Source organism: Arthrobacter sp. BGA-UO-ETr-C19, assembly GCF_059568005.1.
Genome location: NZ_JCAQPC010000008.1, coordinates 111,544 through 131,485, shown reverse-complemented (window position 1 = coordinate 131,485; position 19,942 = coordinate 111,544). Strand labels below are relative to the sequence as shown.

Here is a 19,942-nt window from a genome sequence, read left to right as displayed (position 1 = left end):
GACGAGATCCCGCCAGTCGATTTGCCGCTCTGCGCCGCGTGGACGCTACGAAGGGCGCCGGGCGGAGATCCAGAGCGGAGCCCGCTGTGCCGCCGCGCCGTCACTGTCCGGGTGCGGCACATGGAGGGTGCGCCCGAACGCCTCCTCGGTCAGCGTCACGTCGTGTCCCGCGACTGTGAGGCGGTCCCGCAGGGCGTCAAGGTCCCCGGCGTACTCGAACCCCAGTCCCGCGTGCGCCGCGCCGGTGCCCGGCCGTGCCATCAGCACACCGCCGTTCTTGGCCGTGAAATCGGCTGTTTCGTCGTCGTCCGGGACGGGGCGGAATCGCGCGCCGATGTCCCGCAGCGCCTGGGCGGCGGCTGTCACGTCCTCGCTGAACCAGACTTCCACCACGGCCAGCGCTGGATCCGCATCCGCACAGACGGCCCCGTGGGCGCCCTTGTCGGCGAAGAAGCTAAAACCGTCCGCGCCCGTGATCCGGCAGGAGTCGCCGTGGTCCGCGCGGACAAGCTCAGCGGAGGAGGTCTCCGATTCCGCGCCGGACTGGTTGGTGCGCCGGGCAAACTCCTCAAGGTCGCCGACCTCCACGCCGAAGTGCGTGACGCCGTCCTCGGCAGCGCCCGGTTCGGCCTGGTGCAGCGCCAGCCGGCCCGCTCCGGCGTCGTACTCCCGCCAGGAGCCCTCGTCGGTGGTCTTTATCATCCCCAGGTCGGTGAGGAGCCGCTCCCAGGGCTCAACCCGGGACGTGAAGTGGATGGGGCGGACACGAAGCATGCTCTCTCCTCGAACTCGAAACACCTGGATTCCGCAAACGGCGCCGACATGGCCATGATGCCACGTCTTGAACCGCGCGGCACCGGGTTGAATCACGCACCGCTGGGGGCAGAATAGGCGCATGGCCGTTGAACTCGAGGAACTGCTGGTGCCCGACGCCGCCGCGTGGCGGGCATGGCTGGAATCCCACCACAGCGACAGCCCCGGCGTGTGGCTGGTCCTGCACAAGAAGGGCGGCAACGTCACTGAACTCGATTACGACGCTGCCCTGGACGAGGCGCTCTGCTTCGGCTGGATCGACGGCCAGGTCAAGAAGCGCGACGGTGACAGCTACCTCCAGCGCATGACCCGCCGGGGGGCCAGGAGCGCCTGGTCGGAACGGAACGTGGGCCATGTGGCCCGGCTTGAGACGGAAGGGAAGATGACAGTCCAGGGCCGTGCCGCCGTCGACGCTGCCAAGGCAGACGGCCGCTGGGAGGCCGCCTATTCAGGACCGGCGACGGCGGAGGTTCCGGCGGATCTGGCCGCCGCCATCGCCGCTGTGCCCGAGGCGCAGGCCATGTTCGATGTGCTGACCTCGGTGAATCGCTACGCGCTGATCTACCGCACCAATTCGGTCAAGCAGGCCTCCACCCGGGAGCGGAAGATCGCCGGATTTGTCGAGATGCTGGCCCGCGGCGAGACGCCATATCCGCAGAAGAAGCGCCCGGTGCAGAATTCGGGTGGGTGACCGGCCGAAACCAGGTGTGCGTGGCCCAGGGCATCCTGCTGCGGGGCATCGAAAAGGCCGTCCGCGCTAAAATTGGGAGCAACTCCCAACACGAACGGCGAACATGCAGCGGTACTCCCTACGCACGCTCGGCCCCCGCGGCCGGTGGATTGCGGTGGCGGTGGCCCTGGCTCTGGTGCTCGCCGCGGCCGCGGTGATCGGCCTGGCAGGGCGTTCGGGCGACGGTGGAACGCAGGGCGGTGCCGGCCCCCAGAGCGGTGCCGGACCCCAGAGCGGTGGCACCCAAGGCAGCGGCACCCAGAGTGCAGCTCCGGCGCCCCCGAAGTCGTTCAGCCGGCCGGAGGGCGCCTCGCAGTTCAGGCCGTCCTATCACCTCACTCCGGCCAAGGAGTGGATGAACGATCCGCAGCGGCCGTTCCTGCTGGACGGGGTGTGGCACTATTACTACCTCTACAACGCGGACCACCCCGAGGGGAACGGCACCGAATGGTTCCACGTCACCAGCACCGATCTGGTGCACTGGAAGGACGAAGGCGTTGCCATCGAGAAGTTCAAGAACGGCCTCGGGGACATCGAGACCGGCAGCGCCGTGGTGGACCAGGACAACACCGCCGGCTTCGGCAAGGGCGCCGTCGTCGCCGTCATGACCCAGCAGGACAAGGGCGTGCAGCGGCAGTCACTGTTCTACTCCACGGACAAGGGCTACACGTTCAAGGCCGCCAACGGGAATCCGGTCATGGACAACCCCGGCGCGCAGCACTGGCGTGATCCGAAGATCATCCGCGACGAGGCCCGGGGACAGTGGGTCATGGCTTTGGCCGAGGGCGAAAAGATCGGCCTGTACACCTCAAAGGACCTCAAGGGCTGGCGCTACGTGTCGGGCTTCGAGCGGAAAGGCCTGGGGATCCTCGAGTGCCCCGACCTCTTCCAGCTGGATGCCGATGGCGACCCCGCCAAGCGCACCTGGGTCCTGGCTGCCAGCGCGAACGGCACCGCGGAAGGCCGCACCACCGGGGTGGCCTACTGGACCGGGACCTTTGACGGGACCACGTTCACCCCGGCGGATGACAAACACCAGTGGCTCGACGCCGGCGCCGACTTCTATGCCGCCGTCACGTGGGACGATCCCCGGCTGCCGGAAAACGAACGGATGGCGTCCCGGCACGCGATCGGCTGGATGAACAACTGGACGTATGCCCGGCAGTTGCCCACGACCGACTGGCAGGGCGGTGCCGACTCCATCGTCCGGGACATCCGGCTGAAAACCGTGCACGGCCGGCCCACGCTCGTCTCCACCCCCACTCCCGCCTTGTCCGCGCTGGACGGAGAAGCCAAGACTGCAGACGGCAGGGCGCTGACACCGGAGGGCGCCGGCGGGCTTCCCGCGCCTTCAGGTGGCGCCTACCGGCTCGATGTGACCCTGGAACGTGCACCGGGCGATGACGGCACGGAGGCCCTGCTGAAACTGGGCAACGGCGGCTCGGACTACGCCACAGTGGGCTACAACTTCGAGGCAGGCACGGCATGGGTGAGCCGGGCAGCAGTGGTGCCCGGCGCTGATGCCCTCGGACCTGTGTTCACGGACCGGAGGAGCGCGCAGAGCCCGCCCCGCAACGGCAGCGCGACGGGGAGGGGCAGCGTGGACCTGACCATTTTCGTGGACTATTCCTCGGTGGAGGTGTTTGTGAACGGCGGCGAGCAGACCCTGACGTCGGTGGTGCTGCCCAAGTCGGGCCAGCCGTCAGTCAGTGCAGCCACCGCCGGCGGCAAGCTGACGCTGAAGTCGTTCAAGTACACCCCGCTGGCCACCGTGCTGACGGCGCGCTAGCCACCGCGGCACGGTAGGCCCAGCGGCGCACCAGACGCGGCGCAAAAGGCACGTCAGGCAGGAACGCCGGCGAAACGTCAGGCGGACTCGAGCGGGAACGCCACGGCTTCCCCCACCACGCGCAGGCACAGTTCCGTGCCTGGCTGCGCGATGGATGCGTTCCAGTGCCGGATGGTGATCACTTCACCGCCGCCGGGATAACGGTGGTCGGGCATGGCGCCGGCCAGCTTGGGCGGCACGGCGAGCTTGAGCCGCACGGTGGTTTCGGGGCCGAAGTAGTCGGTGTCCACCACCACGCCGCGGATGGGCCCGTCCTCGGCGATCCGGATCTGCTCGGGGCGCAGCATGAGCTGGACGCGGCCCTGCGCGGGCGGACGCCGGACGGGGATTCCGCCCAGCGAACAGGTGGCCAGTGAGCCCTCCATCCAGGCATCGAGGATCACCGCGTCGCCCAGGAACTCGGCCGTGGCACGGTCCGCCGGCCGGGTGTACACCACAAACGGGTTGCCGATCTGTGCCAGCTTGCCGCCCCGCATGACAGCCACCTGGTCCGCGAAGGAGAGTGCTTCGGCCTGGTCGTGGGTGACGAGGATGGTGGTCACGCCGGCCTCGTTGAGGACCTTGGCCACCGCCCGCCGGGTGGCGACGCGCAGCCCGGCGTCCAGGGCGGAGAACGGCTCGTCCAGCAGCATGAGTTCGGGTTCGCGGGCGAGTGCCCGTGCCAGGGCGACGCGCTGCTGCTGGCCGCCGGAGAGCTGGTGCGGCCGGCGCTTGGCCATGGCCGTGTCCAGCGACACCATCTCGAGGAGTTCGTTGACGCGCGCGTTAACCGCGCGCCGGCCGCCGTCGAGCTTTGCGGCACTGAGTCCGAACGCGATGTTCTGCCCGACAGTCAGGTGCGGGAACAGGGCGCCGTCCTGCGCCACATAGCCGACGTGGCGCTTGTGCGCCGGCTTCCACACGCCGTCGCCCGCCACCGGAGAGCCGTTCAGGGAGATACTGCCGGTGCCCGGGTGTTCAAAGCCTGCGATGAGCCGGAGCAGCGTGGTCTTGCCCGAACCCGAGGGGCCGACGATCGCGGTGGTACCACCCTTGGCCACGGACAGGTTTACGCCCTTGAGGACGGCCTGCGAGCCGAAGTTCTTGGTGACGGCCTCGACCTCCAGGTGGCTGTTGGTGCTTGGCGCCACGGATGGTGAGATCCGCGGTTCCGGAAGCCTGGACGGGGATTGTTCGGTCACTGTCCCGCTACTTTCTTGGACTGCTGGAAGAGCAAATAGGTCATGGGCGCCGAGATCACGATCATGAGCAGGGCGTAGGGCGCCGCGCCGGCATAGTCGATTTCGCTGCTCTTGCTCCAGAATTCGGTGGCCAGCGTCCGGGTCCCGTTGGGGGAGAGGAGCAGCGTGGCGGTCAGCTCGTTGGCGATGCCGAGGAAGACCAGCGCCGCGCCGCCGGCGGCAGCCGGGGCGGTGAGCCGCAGCGTCACACGGATGAAGGACAGCAGCGGAGGGGTTCCCAGGGCCTGCGCCGCCTCGTCAAGTTCCTTGGGCGCCTGGGCCAGGCCGGCGCGGATGTTCACCAGCGCGCGCGGCACGAAGAGGAGGACGTAGGCGGCCACCAGGACGCCCGCCGTCTGGTAAACGCCCGGGACCAGCCGGATGCTGACGGTGACGAAGGCCAGGGCCACCACGATGCCTGGCATGGAGCTGGTGACGTAATTGGAGAGTTCAAGGGCCTTGCTGAACCAGTTGGCGTGCCGGACGGCCAGGTACGCCATGGGGAAGGCGACGACGGTGGTAGCTGCGGCTCCGGCCAGCCCAAAGACGAGGGTCTGCCACAGTGCCGGAACGAATTCGTCAGCGGCCCAGATTTCCTCCCCTCCGGCAATGATCCAGCGCAGCACGAAGAGCAGCGGCAGCCCGAAGGCAAGCAGGGTCAGGGCGAGGAGGGCCAGCTGGGCCGGCACTTGGTAGACGTGCAGGGGCAGGCGCAGGGCCTTGGCCTGGACACCGGATCCCACCCGGGCGTACCGGGCCGTGCCGCGGCTGCGCACCTCGACCAGGAGCAGAAGGAGGCAGAAGAACACCAGCACGCTGGCCAGCATGGTGCCGGCCGTACCGTTGAACGTGGACTGATACTGCACCATGATGGCGGTGGTGAACGTGTCGAAGCGGATCATCGCGAAGGCGCCGTACTCGGCCAGCAGGTGCAGTGCCACCAGCAGCGCGCCGCCCGTCATCGCGATCCGCAGTTGCGGCAGGACCACCCGGAAAAAGGACCGCCAGGCGCCCAGGCCCAGGGACGCAGCCGACTGTTCCACGGCAGGATCCAGCCGGCTCAGCGTCGCCGCGGCCGGGATGTAGACCAGCGGGAAGTAGGACAGGGTGGCAATGAGCACGCCCGAAAACAAGCCATGCAGTGACGGCACGGCGGAAACCCACGCATAGCTGTTGACGAACGCCGGGATGGCCAGCGGGGCCGCGAGCAGCACGGCCCAGACCTTCTTCCCGCGCAGGGCGGTCCGTTCCACAAGCCATGCTCCGCCCACACCCAGGATGAGGCAGAGCGGCACCGTGAGCAGAATCAGGAGCACGGTGTTGAGCAGGAGCTCGCCGACCCGGGGGCGGACAATCAGTTCAAGGGCGGTGTCCCAGCCCGTGGCCACGGTCATGAACACGACGTAGCCCAGCGGAAGGAGGGAAAACAGGGCGATCAGCACGGCCAGGATGGCCACTGTAGAAACGCCGAAAGGCGGGCGGGGGCGCTTGCCCCGGCCCGCCGTCGTCGTGCTTCCGGATGTCTCCGGCGCCGATACTTGCGTGATCACAGAATTAGAGCAGTCCTGCCTTGGTCATCAGCTCGGTGACCTTCTTGGAGTTGAGCTTGGCCGGATCCACGGTGGGGGCCTGAAGTTCCTTGACGGGAACGAGCTTTTCGTTGGCCGGAACGCCGGAAGCGATGGCGTACTCGAAGGACGTGCCCTTCTGCAGGACTTCCTGGCCCTTCTTGCCAGTGATGAACTTCAGGAAAGCCTGGGCCTTCTCAGCGTTCTTCGACGACTTCAGGACGCCGCCACCCGAGACGGAGAGGAACGCGCCCGGGTCCTGGTTCTTGAAGTAGTACGGTATGACGTTCTTGGAGTTCTCGCCGGTCTTGGCCTGGTCGCCGTAGTAGTAGTAGTGATAGATCAGCGCGGCATCAACCTCGCCGGCGTTCACTGCCTTCATGGCGGTGTTGTTGCCCTTGTAGGCCGTGAAGTTTTCCTTCATGCCCTTCAGCCATGCCTCGGCAGCGGCCTCGCCCTTGAGCTCAACCAGGGCGGAGACGATGGCCTGGAAGTCGGCGCCGCTGGGGGAAGCGGCCCACTTGCCCTTCCACTCCGGCTTGGCCAGGTCCAGCATGGACTTGGGCAGCTTGTCCTCGGAGATCTTGTTCTTGTCGTAGACCAGGACGGTGGAGCGGGCGGCGATGCCGGTCCACTTGTTCGTGCTGGGGCGGAACTCCGCCGGAACCTGGGCCACCGTGTCCTTGTCGACGTCGGCGAACAGGCCGGCGTTCTCCACCTGCGCCATTGCGGGGGAGTTTTCGGTGAGGAAGACGTCCGCCGGCGAGGCTGCGCCTTCCTGGACGATCTGGTTGGACATCTCGGTGTCGTCACCCTGGCGCAGCGTCACCTTGATGCCGGTTTCCGCCGTGAACGCGTCCGCCCATTCCTTCGTGAGGCTTTCGTGCTGGGCGTTGTAGACCGTGATCTCGCCCTTGGCGGGGTCGGCGGAGGACGTGCCAGCGGGCGAGGTGCTGGAGCCGCAGGCGGAGAGGCCGAGGGCTGCGGTGGCGGCGATCGCGATGCCGGCCAGCGCGTTGATGCGGATCTTCATCAGAGTGCTTCTTTCTGCAAAAGTCTCGTGGGCGAGGCCCGTCGTGAGCTGGGGAAGTTAGGTGGAGCTCACTCGAAAAACTGTAGGTTAGCCAAACCTAAGCACCAAGCCATAGCAGGGTTTAAGTGATGAGGATCACATCAATTACGGCACTGTTGCGTGTCCTAATTGCTTGGTTGCGGCGCGTTCGCTGCCGCGGCTGCCGCGGCCTCCAGGGCCATCCAGGCCTGAAGCTGGGTGGAAAGTTCGACGGCGGTACCGGCCGGATATGTGCCGCCCGCCGGCCGCTTCGGCTCGAAAGAGAAGATGGGCTCCCCGGCGCGGCCGTGCCTGGCCAGCGGTTCCCCTGCGGCAATCAGCCGCCGGCCGGACCAGAGGGCGCCGGCCGTGCAGGTGACCAGCTCGGCGGCGGTGGTCCGGACGTCCCGCGGCAGCCGCTGGTCGTTGGCGGCCAGCGCCAGGTAGCGGGTGAGGATGCCGGTGAACAGCCCGCCGTCGCCGGTGCCGTCGCAGCGGAGAACCATGGGGCTGGCGGGGCTGGCGGGGCTGCCGGGGCTGGCGGCGGCAGCGCCCGGCAGCGTGAGGTGTGTTGCCACCGCGCGGACCACGGTTGATGCGCGTTCCAGGTTGGCGGTGCCGCCGAGCTCCAGCAGGGCGCCCAGTACGGGCCCCTGGTTGTAGGTGTAGATTGCATCCTCCAGCACGGTCTCCCCGGTGTTGCGGACCCGGATCCCGTCCAGGTAGAGCCCACGGGCGGGGTCGAACAGCCGGGCATCCAGCCAGTCGAGCAGGGCCTGCGCCTTGGCGGTGTTGCCCGTGCGTGCATAGTAAAGCGCCACCGGTGCCGTGGCCGGGGTGTTCTTGAAGTCCCGCTTGGTGCTCCAGAATGTGCCGCCGCCCAGGTCGTCGGTGGATGCCGAGTCGAACTGCAGCGTCAGGCTCTTGCGGATTCTCTCCTGCCGCCGCGGGCTGGGCCTGCGGCTCTCTTCGGCCAACCGCTCCAGCCGGAGTGTGGACAGGGCCAGCCAGGCCATGTCGTCGTAGTAGTGGTTGACGAACGTGAGGAAATTCCGCAGCCGGATCCCGGTGACCAGCCGCGACGCGAGCTGGCCTGCGCTGGGGCGCGTATCGCCGTCGAACTTTTCCGGCGGCCGCCCCGCCCTTCCAAGTTCGCGGAAACCGGCGTCCACCAGGCAATCCAGGTAATGCGCCTGCCACCAGTAGTGCCAGGGGCGGCGGAGGTTCTCGATCCGGCCGGAGGGACGGGCGGTGGCCGCGAGGTGTGTCCCGGGCAGGAAAAACAACCGCTGGCCGAACAGGTGGGTCACCGACCGTGCAGCCTCGTCGGCCCGCTCGGCCCAGGCTGCCGCGGAGGCGGGGATGGCATCCGGGGTGGCGTCGGCATCTGGCTGGGTCATGCGGCCAGCCTAGCGAACTGCCAGCCCGGCCGGCGTGCGGCAGAGGGCGGCGCGGGGTGCCGCCAGGCTGTGAACCCTGCGCCGGGCGAACCGTGCGCCGCGGGATGCATCCGCCGCCCATTTCAGTTAACATTCACTAACTAACGTTCGCGGCCGGGATCCGGATCCGCATCGACCGGTTCCGCATCAAGGAGGATGTATGGAAATCGAGGGTTCCGTCGCGCTCATCACGGGCGGTGCATCCGGCCTGGGCGCCGCCACGGCCCGGCGGCTGTTCGACGCCGGCGCTTCCGTGGTGCTCGCTGACCTGGCCTCCTCAGCCGGTGCCGCGTACGCCGACGAACTGAACGCGGCTGGTCCGCAGAACCTTGCGGGCCATTCTTCGGCTGCCCCCAAGGCGGTTTTCGTTCCCGCGGATGTGACCAGCGAGGAGCAGGTGCAGGCCGCCGTCGACGCCGCCGTCGGCCTGGGACCGCTGCGGATCGCGGTGAACTGCGCCGGCATCGCCACCCCGGGCAAGGTTCTGGGGCGCGACGGCGTGCTGCCGCTGGAGACCTTCCAGCGCGCCATCCAGATCAACCTGGTAGGGACCTTCAACGTGGTCCGGCTGGCCGCCGCCGCGATGGCAGCCACCGAGCCTGCAGCGACCGAGCTCGGCGGGGAGGAGCGCGGAGTCATCATCAACACCGCCTCGGTGGCCGCGTTCGATGGGCAGATCGGCCAGCCTGCCTATGCCGCGTCCAAGGGCGGCGTGGCCGCCATGACCCTGCCGCTGGCCCGCGAACTGGCCCGGTCCCTCATTCGTGTGGTGACGATCGCGCCCGGGATTTTCGAGACCCCCATGATGGCCGGACTGCCCCAGGATGCCCAGGAGTCACTGGGCCGGCAGGTGCCGCACCCGTCCCGCCTGGGCCGGCCCGCGGAGTACGCCAACCTCGCCGCGCACATTGTGGAGAACGCCATGCTCAACGGCGAAACCATCCGCCTCGACGGCGCCATCCGGATGGGCCCGAAGTGAGCCGGACCCAACTGAGCAGTCCCGGGCAGGCGATGCCCGCCGTCGACCCCCTGCCCACCGCTGACTTTTTCGGCTACGAGTCCCTGCTCAGCGCACCCGAGCAGCGGAAGCTGGGCGAGCTGCGGGAGTTCCTGGCCGCGGAGATCGCGCCGTACGCGGGGGACTGGTGGAACAAGGCCGAATTTCCGGAGCACATCCTCCCCAAGCTGGCCGCCCTGGAGCTGAGCACTCCGGCCCAGCGCGGCTACAGCCACCTGTTCGCCGGGCTGGTGATTGCGGAGATGACACGCGTGGACACCTCTATCGCCACGTTTTTCCTGGTCCACCACGACCTCTTCGTCGAGTCGCTCTACCGTTTCGGCTCCGAGGACCAGCGCCGCCGGTACCTCGACGACGCCTCGAACCTCAGGACGACGGGCGCGTTTGCACTGACCGAACCGGATCACGGCTCGGACGTCGCCGGCGGCATGGAGACGCGGGCACGCCGGATATCGAGCCGTACCGGAGAGGCCGACGCCGGCGGGGACTGCTGGGTGCTGAACGGCGCCAAGCGGTGGATCGGCAACGGGACGTTCTGCGACTACCTGCTGGTGTGGGCGCGGGACGAGGCCGACGGCGCGGTCCGCGGCTTCATTGTGGACGCTTCGCTGCCGGGAGTGGGCCGGAGCCGGATCGAGAACAAGATCGCGCTGCGCACCGTGCAGAACGCCGACATCGTCTTCCGGGACGTGCGGGTTGCCGAGGCCGACCGCTTTGCCGGCATCGGCAGTTTCGAGGACACCAATGAGCTGCTCCGCGGCTCACGCATCATGGTGGCCTGGCAGGCGGTGGGGCAGCAGCTGGCCGCATTCGACGTCGCCAGGCAGTACGCCGTCGAACGCCAGCAGTTCGGCCGTCCGCTGGCGAGGTTCCAGCTAATCCAGCAGCAGCTGGTGTCCATGCTGGGCAACGCCGTGGCGAGCATGGGCATGATGGTCCGGATCGCGCAGCTGCAGGAGCAGGGTGCCGGCATGGCGCAGGTGGCGCTGGCCAAGTCCTACACGTCGGCGAGGATGCGCGAAACCGTGGCGATGGGCCGGTCCATCCTGGGCGGCAACGGCATCGTCACGGACTACCGGATGGCCAAGATTTTCGCCGACGCCGAGGCTATCTACACCTACGAGGGCTCGTACGAGATCAACACGCTGATCGTGGGCCGCGCAGTCACGGGAGTCTCCGCGATCGCCTGACGGCCCGTTTCCGCGGCCAGCCACGGCTCGAACTGGCAGCTGATGACCTCAAAACGCGGCTAAGGGGTCATTAGCTGCCAGTTCGCGCTTAGTCGGCGAGGGCGGCCTGCTTCTCCCCGGCTTCGATCCTGGCGTCCAGGCTGTTGTTCTTCACCGGCATGGGGCAGGTGCCGTACGGCGTGAAGGCGCTGGGATAGTTGATGGCCCGGTTGAAGTCCAGGATCACCGAGCCGTCGGGGCGGGGCCGCGCGGTGGAGACCTTGCGCCACTCGTCCGTCAATTCGCCGTTGGTTTCGTCGTGGAACGTGACGGTCAGTGCTCCGAGCTTCTCTTCTTCGGCATGAAGCCGGTACTCGTGATCCTTGCCGGGCAGCCGGAAGACCAGTTCCCCCACGCTGCGGTGCACCCCGTCCACCAGCGGGTTCGCGGTTGCAATCGGAACGTCCTCCGGCTCGGGAAACGCCTCGTACCGTGCTTCAACCACCAAGTCGGGCCGGAAGTCGAAGGTGGGTACGCCGTCGAACTCGGTGAACACCGGCGACTTCGAATCGCGGGTGCGGACCGCGTACCTGTCGGCGCGCATCGCCAGCTCCACCACCACCTGCCGGCCGTCCGCGCCGCCGAACTGCACCCACATGAGCGACTCCTCGTTCGCGAGCACTGCCGTGACCGTCCCGTCCACCGGCTCCCCGGTCTCCACGAACGTCAGCCCGTCGGACGCCGCGGCGGTGAGCGTCGCCGTCGTGCCGTCCGCCGACCACAGTCCGGGGACGAGGTCGACGGCGGCCGGCCGGCTTTCCAGCCATTGGAACGATGTGAGCGTGAGCCAGCCGTGTTCGGCGGCCAGGGCGGTATTGCGGCCTTTGCGGAAGCGGCGCCAGCGCTCCAGCTGGGCGTCTGCTGCGGTGCTCATGTGTCCTCCAAGATGGGTGTCAGTCCGGCCAGCTTAGGGGTCAACCCGGTGCGGCCGGGCTTCATTCCGCGTAGCCTTGTGACATGGTCCTGGACGTTGTGCTCACGGCGCACGTCTGCGTCGCCGTCGTGAGCTTGCTGACGCTGGCGGGGATGCCCGAAGTCCCTCTACAGCGGCCAGCCGTCCCGGTTCAAGGGCGCGACAACATCTGAGACATATTCCCGGGCCGCGGCCGGCTGCGGGTAACATCCCATAGGAACAGTAACCCGGCTCACAGTATCCAGCGCAGTGTACGAGCCAAAGTCGAACACTCGAAAGATAGTTTCCATGGCTGACACTGCAATGAATTCAGAAACAGATCTCGCCGCCGAACTCCGCGCCGACGTGCGCCGGGTCTCCACCCTGCTGGGCGAATCGCTGGTCCGCCAGCACGGCCCCGAACTCCTTGACCTCGTGGAGCAGGTGCGCCTGCTCACCAAGGAATCCAAGGAAGCCGCCCGGGGCGGCGCGGACGCCACCGGCCCGTGGAGCGCCCACGACGTCGTTGCCCAGGTCCGCGAGCTGCTCGCCTCCCTGCCGCTCGAGCAGGCGACCGACCTGGTCCGAGCCTTCGCCTTCTACTTCCACCTCGCCAACGCCGCGGAGCAGGTCCACCGGGTCCGCCGGCTGCGCACCCGGCAGGAGAAGGACGGCTGGCTGGCCAAGGCCGTCGAGGATATCGCGGGGCAGGCCGGCCCGGCGGTGCTGCAGGAAGTCGTCAACGAGCTGGACGTGCGGCCGATCTTCACCGCGCACCCCACCGAGGCCTCCCGCCGTTCCGTGCTGGACAAGATCCGCAAGCTCTCGGACGTCCTGGCCCAGGCCACGGAGGAGGGCACCACCGCCCGGCGCCGGCAGGACCGCCAGCTGTCGGAGATGATCGACCAGATGTGGCAGACGGACGAGCTGCGCCAGGTCCGGCCAACTCCCGTGGACGAGGCCCGCAACGCCATCTACTACCTCAACAGCATCCTGACGGACGCGCTGCCGGAGATGCTCACGGATTTCTCGGAACTCCTCGGCGAGCACGGCGTTGCGCTCCCGGCCCACAACGCCCCGATTCGGTTTGGTTCCTGGATCGGCGGTGACCGCGACGGCAACCCGAACGTCACCGCGGCGGTGACCCATGAGATCCTGCAGCTCCAGAACCAGAACGCGGTGCGGATCAGCATCGCCATGATCGACGAGCTCATCTCGATCCTGTCCAACTCGACGGCCCTCGCCGGCGCCGACCAGTCACTGCTCGATTCGATCGACGCCGACCTCGCGAAGCTGCCCGGACTGGACCGCCGCATCCTGGAGCTCAACGCCCAGGAGCCCTACCGGCTGAAGCTGACCTGCATCAAGGCCAAGCTCATTAACACCGGCAAGCGGGTCGTCGCCGGATCCAAGCACCAGCCGGGCCGCGACTACACCTCCACCGAAGAGCTCATTGGCGAACTCGAGCTGCTGGAACTGTCCCTGCGCAACCATTCGGCATCCCTCGCCGCGGACGGCGCGCTGGCGCGTGTCCGCCGGGCCATCGCCTCCTTCGGCCTCCACCTCGCCACCCTCGACATCCGCGAGCACGCAGACCACCACCATGACGCCGTGGGCCAGCTCATGGACCGCCTAGGTGGTCCCGGCATCCGCTATGCCGAGCTGACCCGGGGCGAGCGCCTCGAGGTCCTGAGCGCGGAGCTCGCCTCCCGCCGTCCGCTGTCCGGCCACCCGATCAAGCTCGACGGCGTCGCTGACGGCACGTACGACGTCTTCCGTGAAATCCGAAGGGCCCTGCGCACCTACGGCCCCGACGTCATCGAAACGTACATCATCTCCATGACCCGCGGCGCCGATGACGTCCTGGCCGCCGCCGTCCTGGCCCGCGAAGCCGGCCTGGTCAGCCTCTTCGGCGATGCGCCGTACGCCAAGATCGGCTTCGCGCCGCTGCTGGAAACGGTTGAGGAGCTGCGGGCCTCGGCGGAAATCGTGGACGAGCTGCTGTCCGACCCGTCCTACCGCGAGCTGGTCCGCCTGCGCGGGGACGTCCAGGAAGTCATGCTTGGCTACTCGGACTCCAACAAGGAATCCGGCGTGATGACCAGCCAGTGGGAAATCCACAAGACCCAGCGCAAGCTGCGCGACATCGCCTCCAAGCACGGCGTCCGCGTGCGCCTGTTCCACGGCCGCGGCGGTTCCGTGGGCCGTGGCGGCGGACCCACCTACGATGCCATTATGGCGCAGCCCAACGGCGTCCTCGAGGGCGAAATCAAGTTCACCGAACAGGGCGAGGTCATCTCGGACAAGTACTCCCTGCCGGAGCTTGCCCGCGAGAACCTGGAGCTGTCCCTCGCCGCCGTGTTGCAGGGGTCTGCGCTGCACCGCACGCCGCGTACGTCCGACGACCAGCGCGAGCGCTTCGGTCATGTCATGGAGACCATCTCCGATGCCGCGTTTGCGCGCTACCGCAGCCTCATCGACCACCCGGACCTGCCTGCGTACTTCCTGGCCTCGACGCCGGTGGAACAGCTCGGTTCGCTGAACATCGGCTCCCGCCCGTCCAAGCGCCCGGACTCCGGTGCGGGGCTGGGCGGCCTGCGCGCCATCCCGTGGGTGTTCGGCTGGACCCAGTCGCGGCAGATCGTGCCGGGCTGGTTCGGCGTCGGTTCCGGGCTGAAGGCGGCACGCGAAGCGGGCAACTCAGCCCAGCTCGTGGAGATGATGCACGGCTGGCACTTCTTCCGCTCGGTGCTCTCCAACGTGGAGATGACCCTGGCCAAGACGGACATGGAAATCGCGGGATACTACGTTGACACCCTGGTCCCGGCGGAACTGCACCACCTCTTCCGCGCCATCCGCGACGAGTACGAGCTCACCGTCTCCGAGATCCAGAACCTCACCGGCGAGAACGTGCTCCTGGATGCCCAGCCAACGCTCAAGCGGTCCCTGGAAATCCGCGACCAGTACCTCGACCCGATCAGCTACCTCCAGGTGGAACTGCTCCGCCGCGTGCGTGCCGAGGATGCCGGCATCTCCGGCGCCGAGATCGACGAGCGCCTGCAGCGGGCCATGCTCATCACCGTCAACGGCGTAGCAGCCGGCCTCCGCAACACCGGGTAGCCCGCACCGGTTCCAAACGCGTCCTCACGTCTCGTCGGGTTTTTCCGGATGCGTCCTCACGTTTGGTCGGGTTTTTCCAGACGCGTCCTCACGTCTGGTCGGGTTTTTCCAGACGCGTCCTCACGTCTGGTCGGGTTTTTCCAGACGCTTCTTCACTCTGTGCGGAAGCGTCTGGCCTTGGGCGACGGGATCTGAGGAAGCGTTGGTGGAATTGGTGCGAAAAGTGAGGGAGCGTCAACTGCCGTAGTGCACCACGATGGTCCGGCGGGGCGTGCTGCTGGGGAAGCCGTCGCCGTCGTCGGTGTAGGCCACGGTGCTCACGCGCACGCCGTACAGGGCCGACAGCTGGGCGTCGGTCAGGAGTTCCGCGGCCGCGCCGGTCCGCACCCCCGAACGGCCCAGCAGGACCACGCGGTCGGCAAGGTGCAGGGCGTGGTCGGGATGGTGGGTGCTGAGGAGCAGGGCCATTCCGTCCGCCATCAGTTCGCGCAGCAGCGTCAGGACACGGGCCTGGTTCTTGAGGTCGAGGCCGGTCGCGGGCTCGTCCAGCACCAGGACGGGCGATCCGGCGGCAATGGCCCGGGCGATCAGGATCAGCTGCTGCTCGCCGCCGCTCAGGGTGGGGAAACGCCGGTCCCGCAGCCCGGCCGCGCCTACCCGCTCCATCGCCTCCAGTGCTGCCTCATGGTCGGAGGGCCCGGGTGTCCGGAACACTCCAACGTGCCGGGCGCGCCCCATCAGGACCATGTCCAGTGCCCGGTAGGCAAAGGCGCTGCCGTGCGCCTGCGGGACGTAGCCGGCGCTCTCGCTGAGCCGGACCGTTCCCTCCTGCGGGTCCAGCAGTCCCGCGGCACAGCGCACCAGCGTGGTCTTGCCGCTGCCGTTCGGTCCCAGTACGGCGGTGGCGGTTCCCGGCGGCACGCGAAAGCTGACGCCGCGGAACACCCAGTCCCGGGGAGAATAACCGAAGCCTACGCCGTCGAGTTCAAGCACCGTCCCAGACCTTTTCGCGGTTCCGGCGCAGGAGCAGGAAAAACACGGGTGCGCCGATCAGGGCCGTGAGGACGCCGAGCGGGATTTCTCCGGCGGTGGCTGTGCGGGCGATGGTGTCCACCAGGACGATGTAGGCGCCGCCCAGCAGGAAGGACACGGGCAGGAGGACACGGTGGTCCGGGCCAACCCACATCCGGGCAAGGTGCGGGATCACCAGGCCAACCCAGCTGACGGCTCCGCTGACCGCCACCGCACCGGCCACGATCAGTGCCACGGACACGAGCACCACCCACCGGAGCGGGCGCGGGCGCACACCCAACGCCGCCGCGTCCTCGTCGCCGAGTGACAGCACGTCGATCCGCCAGCGCAGGGCCACGAGGACGGCGGCTCCGCCGAGGACAGGGATGAGGGCCACCGCGACTTTGGCGAAGGTGGCCGTAGACACGCTGCCGAGCAGCCAGAAGACGATGGCGGGAAGCGTGGTGTTGGGGTCCGCAATGTAGGTCACCAGGGCAACCAGGGCGGAGAAGAAGGACCCCGTGACCACGCCGCCGAGCACGATCATGAGCAGCGGCGTCCCCGCCCGGCCCGAGGTGATCAGGAACAAGGTTCCGAGGGCCAGCAGCCCGCAGGCAAAGGAGCCGCCCACCAGGAGGAACGGGCCCAGGCCGAGCAGCAGCGCCAGGGCACCGCCGAAGGACGCGCCGGCGGAGACACCGATGATCTCGGGGCTGACCAGGGGGTTGCGGAAAATGGCCTGCAGCGCTGCGCCGCCGATGGCCAGGCCGCCGCCCACCAGCAAAGCGAGCAGCACCCGGGGCAGCCGGACCAGCAGCACCACATTTTGTTCGGTGCCGCTGGCTTGAACCGGGATCGGCGCCATTTGTGCGCTCAGGATCTGGACCACGTGATCCAGCGGCACGCCGTAGCGCCCCACCGCCAATGCCAGCACCGCCACTGCGGTCAGGAAGCAGGCACTAAGGGCAATGGGAACGACGACGGCGGGTACCCGCCGTCGTTCCGTCGCCTCTCGTTCCACCGCCCCGCCCGCGGCAGAAGCCGGGCCCGCCCGCGGCAGCGCCGTCCGCACCCGCCTTCGCAACCGTGGAGCGCCGGCCTCATCAAGCATTGAACTGCCGGTAGTTGGCGGACTGCCCGTTCTCCGCGGTCCGGAGGATCTTGTCCAGTTCGGCCTTCGTGAGCTCGTGGTTATACAGGAACCTGAAGTATTCGGAAGCCTTGTCCCGCACCGCCGACCTCTGCTGCGGGAAGGCGATGTCGCCCAGCCAGCGCCACATGAGCGGCGACTCTTGCCCGGGCGGATCCCAGCGGTAGCCGCCCAGCGGGACCTTGTAGACTCGCTTCGTGCGGACCGCGGACACGTTTTGCCACACCGGATCCGAGTAGATGTCCTGCGGCATGGCGGCGTCGAAATTGCCCAGCAGGATGACCTCGGGGTCCCAGCGCAGGACCTGCTCAATGTCCACGCCCACCATGCCGGAACCGGTCAGCGGATCCTTGCCGGTCGGCGGGTTGGAGGCGCCCACCAGCTTGATGTAGAAGTCGTTGTAGCTGTTGGCGCCGGCAACCTTGAGCCCGCCGGTGAAGCGGTTGAAGTACAGGATGCTCGGACCCTGGGACGCCCGCCCGGACGCCAGTGCCTTGACCTCGGCGAGTTCCCTGTCGCTGCGGGCCTTAAGCTCGGTGGCACGTTCGGGCTTGCCCAGCATGGCGGCAAACATGGCCACCCAGGCGTCCACGTCCTCCTGCGTGCCGGAGTTCTTCAGCCCCAGAACCTGAAGGCCGGCCTTCTCGAGGGGCTCGATGAGCTGTGCGTCCGACCACTGGACCACCACGTCCGGGTTGAGGGCCCGAATGCTTTCAACGTTGGCGGTGAAGTCCTGGGTGGCGATGTCGTGCGGGAGGTCCAGGGCGGCGGGAAACATGGCGCCCATGATGCCGTCCCGCATGGCCACCCAGGAGGCGTTGTGCATGGCCGCGAGATGGTCGGCGCTGCGGTCGACGGCCACCAGCAGGGACGCCGAGGGCATCGGGATGGTCACCACCCGCGCCACCGGCCGGGCAAAGGACAGGGTCTTGCCGCGCTGGTCCGTGAGGCTGATGCTGCTGCCCGCAGGGGACGACGGCGGGGCGGTGCCGGATGCGCCGCATCCTGCCAGCAGCGCGGCGGAGCCGCCTGCAATGAACACCTGTAGGGCGGCGCGGCGGTTTAGGTCTGCAGCTGTCATCGTTGACTCCCTGCGCGTGGGTCTTCACAGCATCCGCTTCAGGGGCAGGGCTGTCAACGCGTTGATGAAAGCTGCCCGCGGAGCGTATTCGAAGAATCATTTGAGAATGCCCGCGGAGCGTCGTGTCCGCCTTCTGGTGAAGGACTCGATTCCGGTCCGCCGGCTTCCCGCAATGTCCCAACCTGTCGGTGCTCTCGGCCATGATGATCCTGTGCCTGCATTTCAGATTAAGAACGCCCGCCCCGCCGACGCTGTCCCGCGGGGACGCATGGGCTACGACCTTTCCGCGGACATGCTCCTGCTCCACACCATCCAGACCGAAGAGGCGTTCGAGGAACTGGTGTCCAGCGGGGTGCTCATGCCCGATCCCTCCCGCGTGGAGCCGCTGCATGCAGACGCCTACGGCTGGCTGTATCGGCAGATGGCAGCACGGCTGCCCACGACAGGCGACGGGGCGGTCTGGTTTTGGGCGCAGATTCGACGTCAGGACCTCGTGGAACTCTGCCGGGATTCACGGGGGGACGTGCTTCTGACATGCAAAGTGCCCCGGGAACGGGTACTGCTCTCGCAATACGGTGATTGGCACGCGGCGCTGAACCGGCACCCGCTGATTATTGAGCTCCCCGACGAGAGCGACGAAGCCTACAGTGCCCGGCTGGACCGCATCTTCGAGGAGGTTGACGACCGCGTCCGCGCGGCCGGCATTGCACTGGAAACGGAATACCGGAACTGGCCGGTGGATGTGCGGACGGAGCTCGAGGAAAGCTGGGAGTTCTTCCTGGATCCGGCGAACTACGGCCGCTACGAGTCTTGGCAGGCCACTGTGCACTCCCTGTTTGAGGACGATGTCGTGGAGGCTGCCAGGCTCGTAAGGTGAACACATCTCATCTGGAAAGGCCCACGTGCAGGGCGGCCATCACGAGCCCTTGTCCGCGACATGACCCGGTGCTACTTTCAGAAGACGCTCGCAGAAGGTGGCCACGGGATGGTTATCGGTGGTGCCCAGTTGTTTGTCCGCTATGCCTATCCGCCCAATTCACGCGGGAGCTGCGGGCCGCCCGACAGTGACGCCCTGCTGCATTACGGGCAGTCGGGCGTCACGGACCAGGGACTCCGCGAGCTGGCCAAGGGCTTTGCCGGAGCCTGGCCCTACCTCGAACTGATTGCGGGGTCACACGGCATTGCCGATCCGCTGGACGCCCGGGTGGTGGAGGCCTACTGGGTGGGCAACAGCCTGCTTGATTCCGTTGGCATCACGAACATCGGCAACTCGATGGAGGACAGGTTCCGGGCCCGCACCGGACGGCAGTTCCCCCATCTGGTGGAAGGCGTGCTGGCCGGCGGGGTCCCGCACCACAGTTTCCACGTGTTCGAGATCTACCCGTGGCTGGGCCTGCTCCGCGACGAACGCCGGCACGCCACCGCGCTGAACGTGCTGGACAGGTGCCGGATCCGCTGGGGGCAGGTGCTCGCGGTCTCCGGGGACGACGCCGTCGTGCGGTCGCGGCCGCTGGTATGGGACGGCGCAGCCCTGGACATCGGTGAACCCGTGGTGGAGTCGGCCAAGTTCGCCGTGAACGGAACCGGCTTCGTGGAAGGGCTGGCCGTGGGCGACGTCGTCTCGCTGCACTGGGACTGGGTCTGCGACCAACTCTCCGCCCACCAGCTCCAGCAGCTGAAGCACTTTACTGCCCGGCACCTTCGGATCGCCAACAGTGGAGTCGAGCACCGCGGCGCGGCCATAGCGCTCGAACACTAGCACCAGCCCTTC

Annotated in this window: 16 protein-coding genes; 7 read left to right on the top strand and 9 right to left on the bottom strand. The window is 67.8% G+C overall.

The window, feature by feature from the left end:
- Positions 1 to 45: 45 nt before the first annotated feature.
- On the bottom strand, positions 46 to 774 hold the full coding sequence (locus AC57BR_RS03645) for a VOC family protein (RefSeq protein ID WP_496358396.1): 729 nt from the start codon (positions 772 to 774) through the stop codon (positions 46 to 48).
- A gap of 121 nt (positions 775 to 895) precedes the next feature.
- Between AC57BR_RS03645 and AC57BR_RS03640 the strand changes: the two genes are divergently transcribed.
- On the top strand, positions 896 to 1,504 hold the full coding sequence (locus tag AC57BR_RS03640) for a YdeI/OmpD-associated family protein (RefSeq protein WP_496358395.1): 609 nt from the start codon (positions 896 to 898) through the stop codon (positions 1,502 to 1,504).
- A 103-nt stretch (positions 1,505 to 1,607) separates the two neighbouring features.
- The gene (locus tag AC57BR_RS03635; protein WP_496358394.1) at positions 1,608 to 3,332 is read left to right on the top strand and encodes a glycoside hydrolase family 32 protein; all 1,725 of its coding nucleotides are present in this window, start codon (positions 1,608 to 1,610) and stop codon (positions 3,330 to 3,332) included.
- Positions 3,333 to 3,409: 77 nt separating this feature from the next.
- On the opposite strand, the gene AC57BR_RS03630 is transcribed toward AC57BR_RS03635, so the two are convergent.
- The 4 genes from AC57BR_RS03630 to AC57BR_RS03615 form a co-directional block, all read right to left on the bottom strand.
- Positions 3,410 to 4,573 (bottom strand): ABC transporter ATP-binding protein, encoded by a 1,164-nt coding sequence (locus AC57BR_RS03630; protein ID WP_496358393.1) that lies wholly within the window; start codon positions 4,571 to 4,573, stop codon positions 3,410 to 3,412.
- Positions 4,570 to 6,162 (bottom strand): ABC transporter permease, encoded by a 1,593-nt coding sequence (locus AC57BR_RS03625; protein WP_496358392.1) that lies wholly within the window; start codon positions 6,160 to 6,162, stop codon positions 4,570 to 4,572. The genes AC57BR_RS03630 and AC57BR_RS03625 overlap by 4 nt, the downstream gene beginning before the upstream one ends.
- 4 nt (positions 6,163 to 6,166) lie before the next feature.
- On the bottom strand, positions 6,167 to 7,213 hold the full coding sequence (locus AC57BR_RS03620) for an iron ABC transporter substrate-binding protein (RefSeq protein ID WP_496358391.1): 1,047 nt from the start codon (positions 7,211 to 7,213) through the stop codon (positions 6,167 to 6,169).
- 164 nt (positions 7,214 to 7,377) lie between these two features.
- Entirely contained in the window at positions 7,378 to 8,631 is a 1,254-nt protein-coding gene (locus AC57BR_RS03615; protein ID WP_496358390.1) for a glycoside hydrolase family 76 protein, read from the bottom strand.
- Positions 8,632 to 8,830: 199 nt separating this feature from the next.
- On the opposite strand from AC57BR_RS03615, the gene AC57BR_RS03610 reads away from it, so the two are divergent.
- Entirely contained in the window at positions 8,831 to 9,649 is an 819-nt protein-coding gene (locus tag AC57BR_RS03610) for an SDR family NAD(P)-dependent oxidoreductase (RefSeq protein WP_496358389.1), read from the top strand.
- Between the two features lie 32 nt (positions 9,650 to 9,681).
- Entirely contained in the window at positions 9,682 to 10,878 is a 1,197-nt protein-coding gene (locus AC57BR_RS03605) for an acyl-CoA dehydrogenase family protein (protein WP_496358550.1), read from the top strand.
- Positions 10,879 to 10,966: 88 nt separating this feature from the next.
- Here AC57BR_RS03605 and AC57BR_RS03600 read toward each other — a convergent pair whose 3' ends face one another.
- Positions 10,967 to 11,791 (bottom strand): DUF1684 domain-containing protein, encoded by an 825-nt coding sequence (locus tag AC57BR_RS03600; protein ID WP_496358388.1) that lies wholly within the window; start codon positions 11,789 to 11,791, stop codon positions 10,967 to 10,969.
- 327 nt (positions 11,792 to 12,118) lie between these two features.
- Between AC57BR_RS03600 and ppc the strand changes: the two genes are divergently transcribed.
- Complete coding sequence (gene ppc, locus AC57BR_RS03595) at positions 12,119 to 14,929, top strand: phosphoenolpyruvate carboxylase (RefSeq protein ID WP_496358387.1); 2,811 nt, start codon at positions 12,119 to 12,121, stop codon at positions 14,927 to 14,929.
- Between the two features lie 234 nt (positions 14,930 to 15,163).
- Here the strand turns inward: ppc and AC57BR_RS03590 are convergent, their stop codons facing one another.
- From AC57BR_RS03590 to AC57BR_RS03580, 3 genes are read right to left on the bottom strand one after another with little or no spacing between them, the layout of a single operon-like run.
- Complete coding sequence (locus AC57BR_RS03590; protein WP_496358386.1) at positions 15,164 to 15,922, bottom strand: ABC transporter ATP-binding protein; 759 nt, start codon at positions 15,920 to 15,922, stop codon at positions 15,164 to 15,166.
- The gene (locus AC57BR_RS03585) at positions 15,915 to 17,051 is read right to left on the bottom strand and encodes a FecCD family ABC transporter permease (RefSeq protein ID WP_496358385.1); all 1,137 of its coding nucleotides are present in this window, start codon (positions 17,049 to 17,051) and stop codon (positions 15,915 to 15,917) included. The genes AC57BR_RS03590 and AC57BR_RS03585 overlap by 8 nt, the downstream gene beginning before the upstream one ends.
- The gene (locus AC57BR_RS03580; protein ID WP_496358384.1) at positions 17,044 to 18,171 is read right to left on the bottom strand and encodes an ABC transporter substrate-binding protein; all 1,128 of its coding nucleotides are present in this window, start codon (positions 18,169 to 18,171) and stop codon (positions 17,044 to 17,046) included. The genes AC57BR_RS03585 and AC57BR_RS03580 overlap by 8 nt, the downstream gene beginning before the upstream one ends.
- A gap of 211 nt (positions 18,172 to 18,382) precedes the next feature.
- Here AC57BR_RS03580 and AC57BR_RS03575 point away from each other — a divergent pair, with 211 nt between their 5' ends.
- Both AC57BR_RS03575 and AC57BR_RS03570 read left to right on the top strand, forming a co-directional pair.
- Positions 18,383 to 19,048 (top strand): DUF3841 domain-containing protein, encoded by a 666-nt coding sequence (locus AC57BR_RS03575; RefSeq protein WP_496358383.1) that lies wholly within the window; start codon positions 18,383 to 18,385, stop codon positions 19,046 to 19,048.
- 108 nt (positions 19,049 to 19,156) lie between these two features.
- Complete coding sequence (locus AC57BR_RS03570) at positions 19,157 to 19,930, top strand: DUF6390 family protein (RefSeq protein ID WP_496358382.1); 774 nt, start codon at positions 19,157 to 19,159, stop codon at positions 19,928 to 19,930.
- Positions 19,931 to 19,942 lie beyond the last annotated feature (12 nt).

Coding starts and splice junctions, on each gene's coding strand:
- AC57BR_RS03645 (WP_496358396.1), bottom strand. CDS start 774: ATGCTTCGTGTCCGCCCCATCCACTTCACGTCCCGGGTTGAGCCCTGG.
- AC57BR_RS03640 (WP_496358395.1), top strand. CDS start 896: ATGGCCGTTGAACTCGAGGAACTGCTGGTGCCCGACGCCGCCGCGTGG.
- AC57BR_RS03635 (WP_496358394.1), top strand. CDS start 1,608: ATGCAGCGGTACTCCCTACGCACGCTCGGCCCCCGCGGCCGGTGGATT.
- AC57BR_RS03620 (WP_496358391.1), bottom strand. CDS start 7,213: ATGAAGATCCGCATCAACGCGCTGGCCGGCATCGCGATCGCCGCCACC.
- AC57BR_RS03615 (WP_496358390.1), bottom strand. CDS start 8,631: ATGACCCAGCCAGATGCCGACGCCACCCCGGATGCCATCCCCGCCTCC.
- AC57BR_RS03610 (WP_496358389.1), top strand. CDS start 8,831: ATGGAAATCGAGGGTTCCGTCGCGCTCATCACGGGCGGTGCATCCGGC.
- AC57BR_RS03605 (WP_496358550.1), top strand. CDS start 9,682: ATGCCCGCCGTCGACCCCCTGCCCACCGCTGACTTTTTCGGCTACGAG.
- AC57BR_RS03600 (WP_496358388.1), bottom strand. CDS start 11,791: ATGAGCACCGCAGCAGACGCCCAGCTGGAGCGCTGGCGCCGCTTCCGC.
- ppc (WP_496358387.1), top strand. CDS start 12,119: ATGGCTGACACTGCAATGAATTCAGAAACAGATCTCGCCGCCGAACTC.
- AC57BR_RS03585 (WP_496358385.1), bottom strand. CDS start 17,051: ATGCTTGATGAGGCCGGCGCTCCACGGTTGCGAAGGCGGGTGCGGACG.
- AC57BR_RS03580 (WP_496358384.1), bottom strand. CDS start 18,171: ATGACAGCTGCAGACCTAAACCGCCGCGCCGCCCTACAGGTGTTCATT.
- AC57BR_RS03570 (WP_496358382.1), top strand. CDS start 19,157: ATGGTTATCGGTGGTGCCCAGTTGTTTGTCCGCTATGCCTATCCGCCC.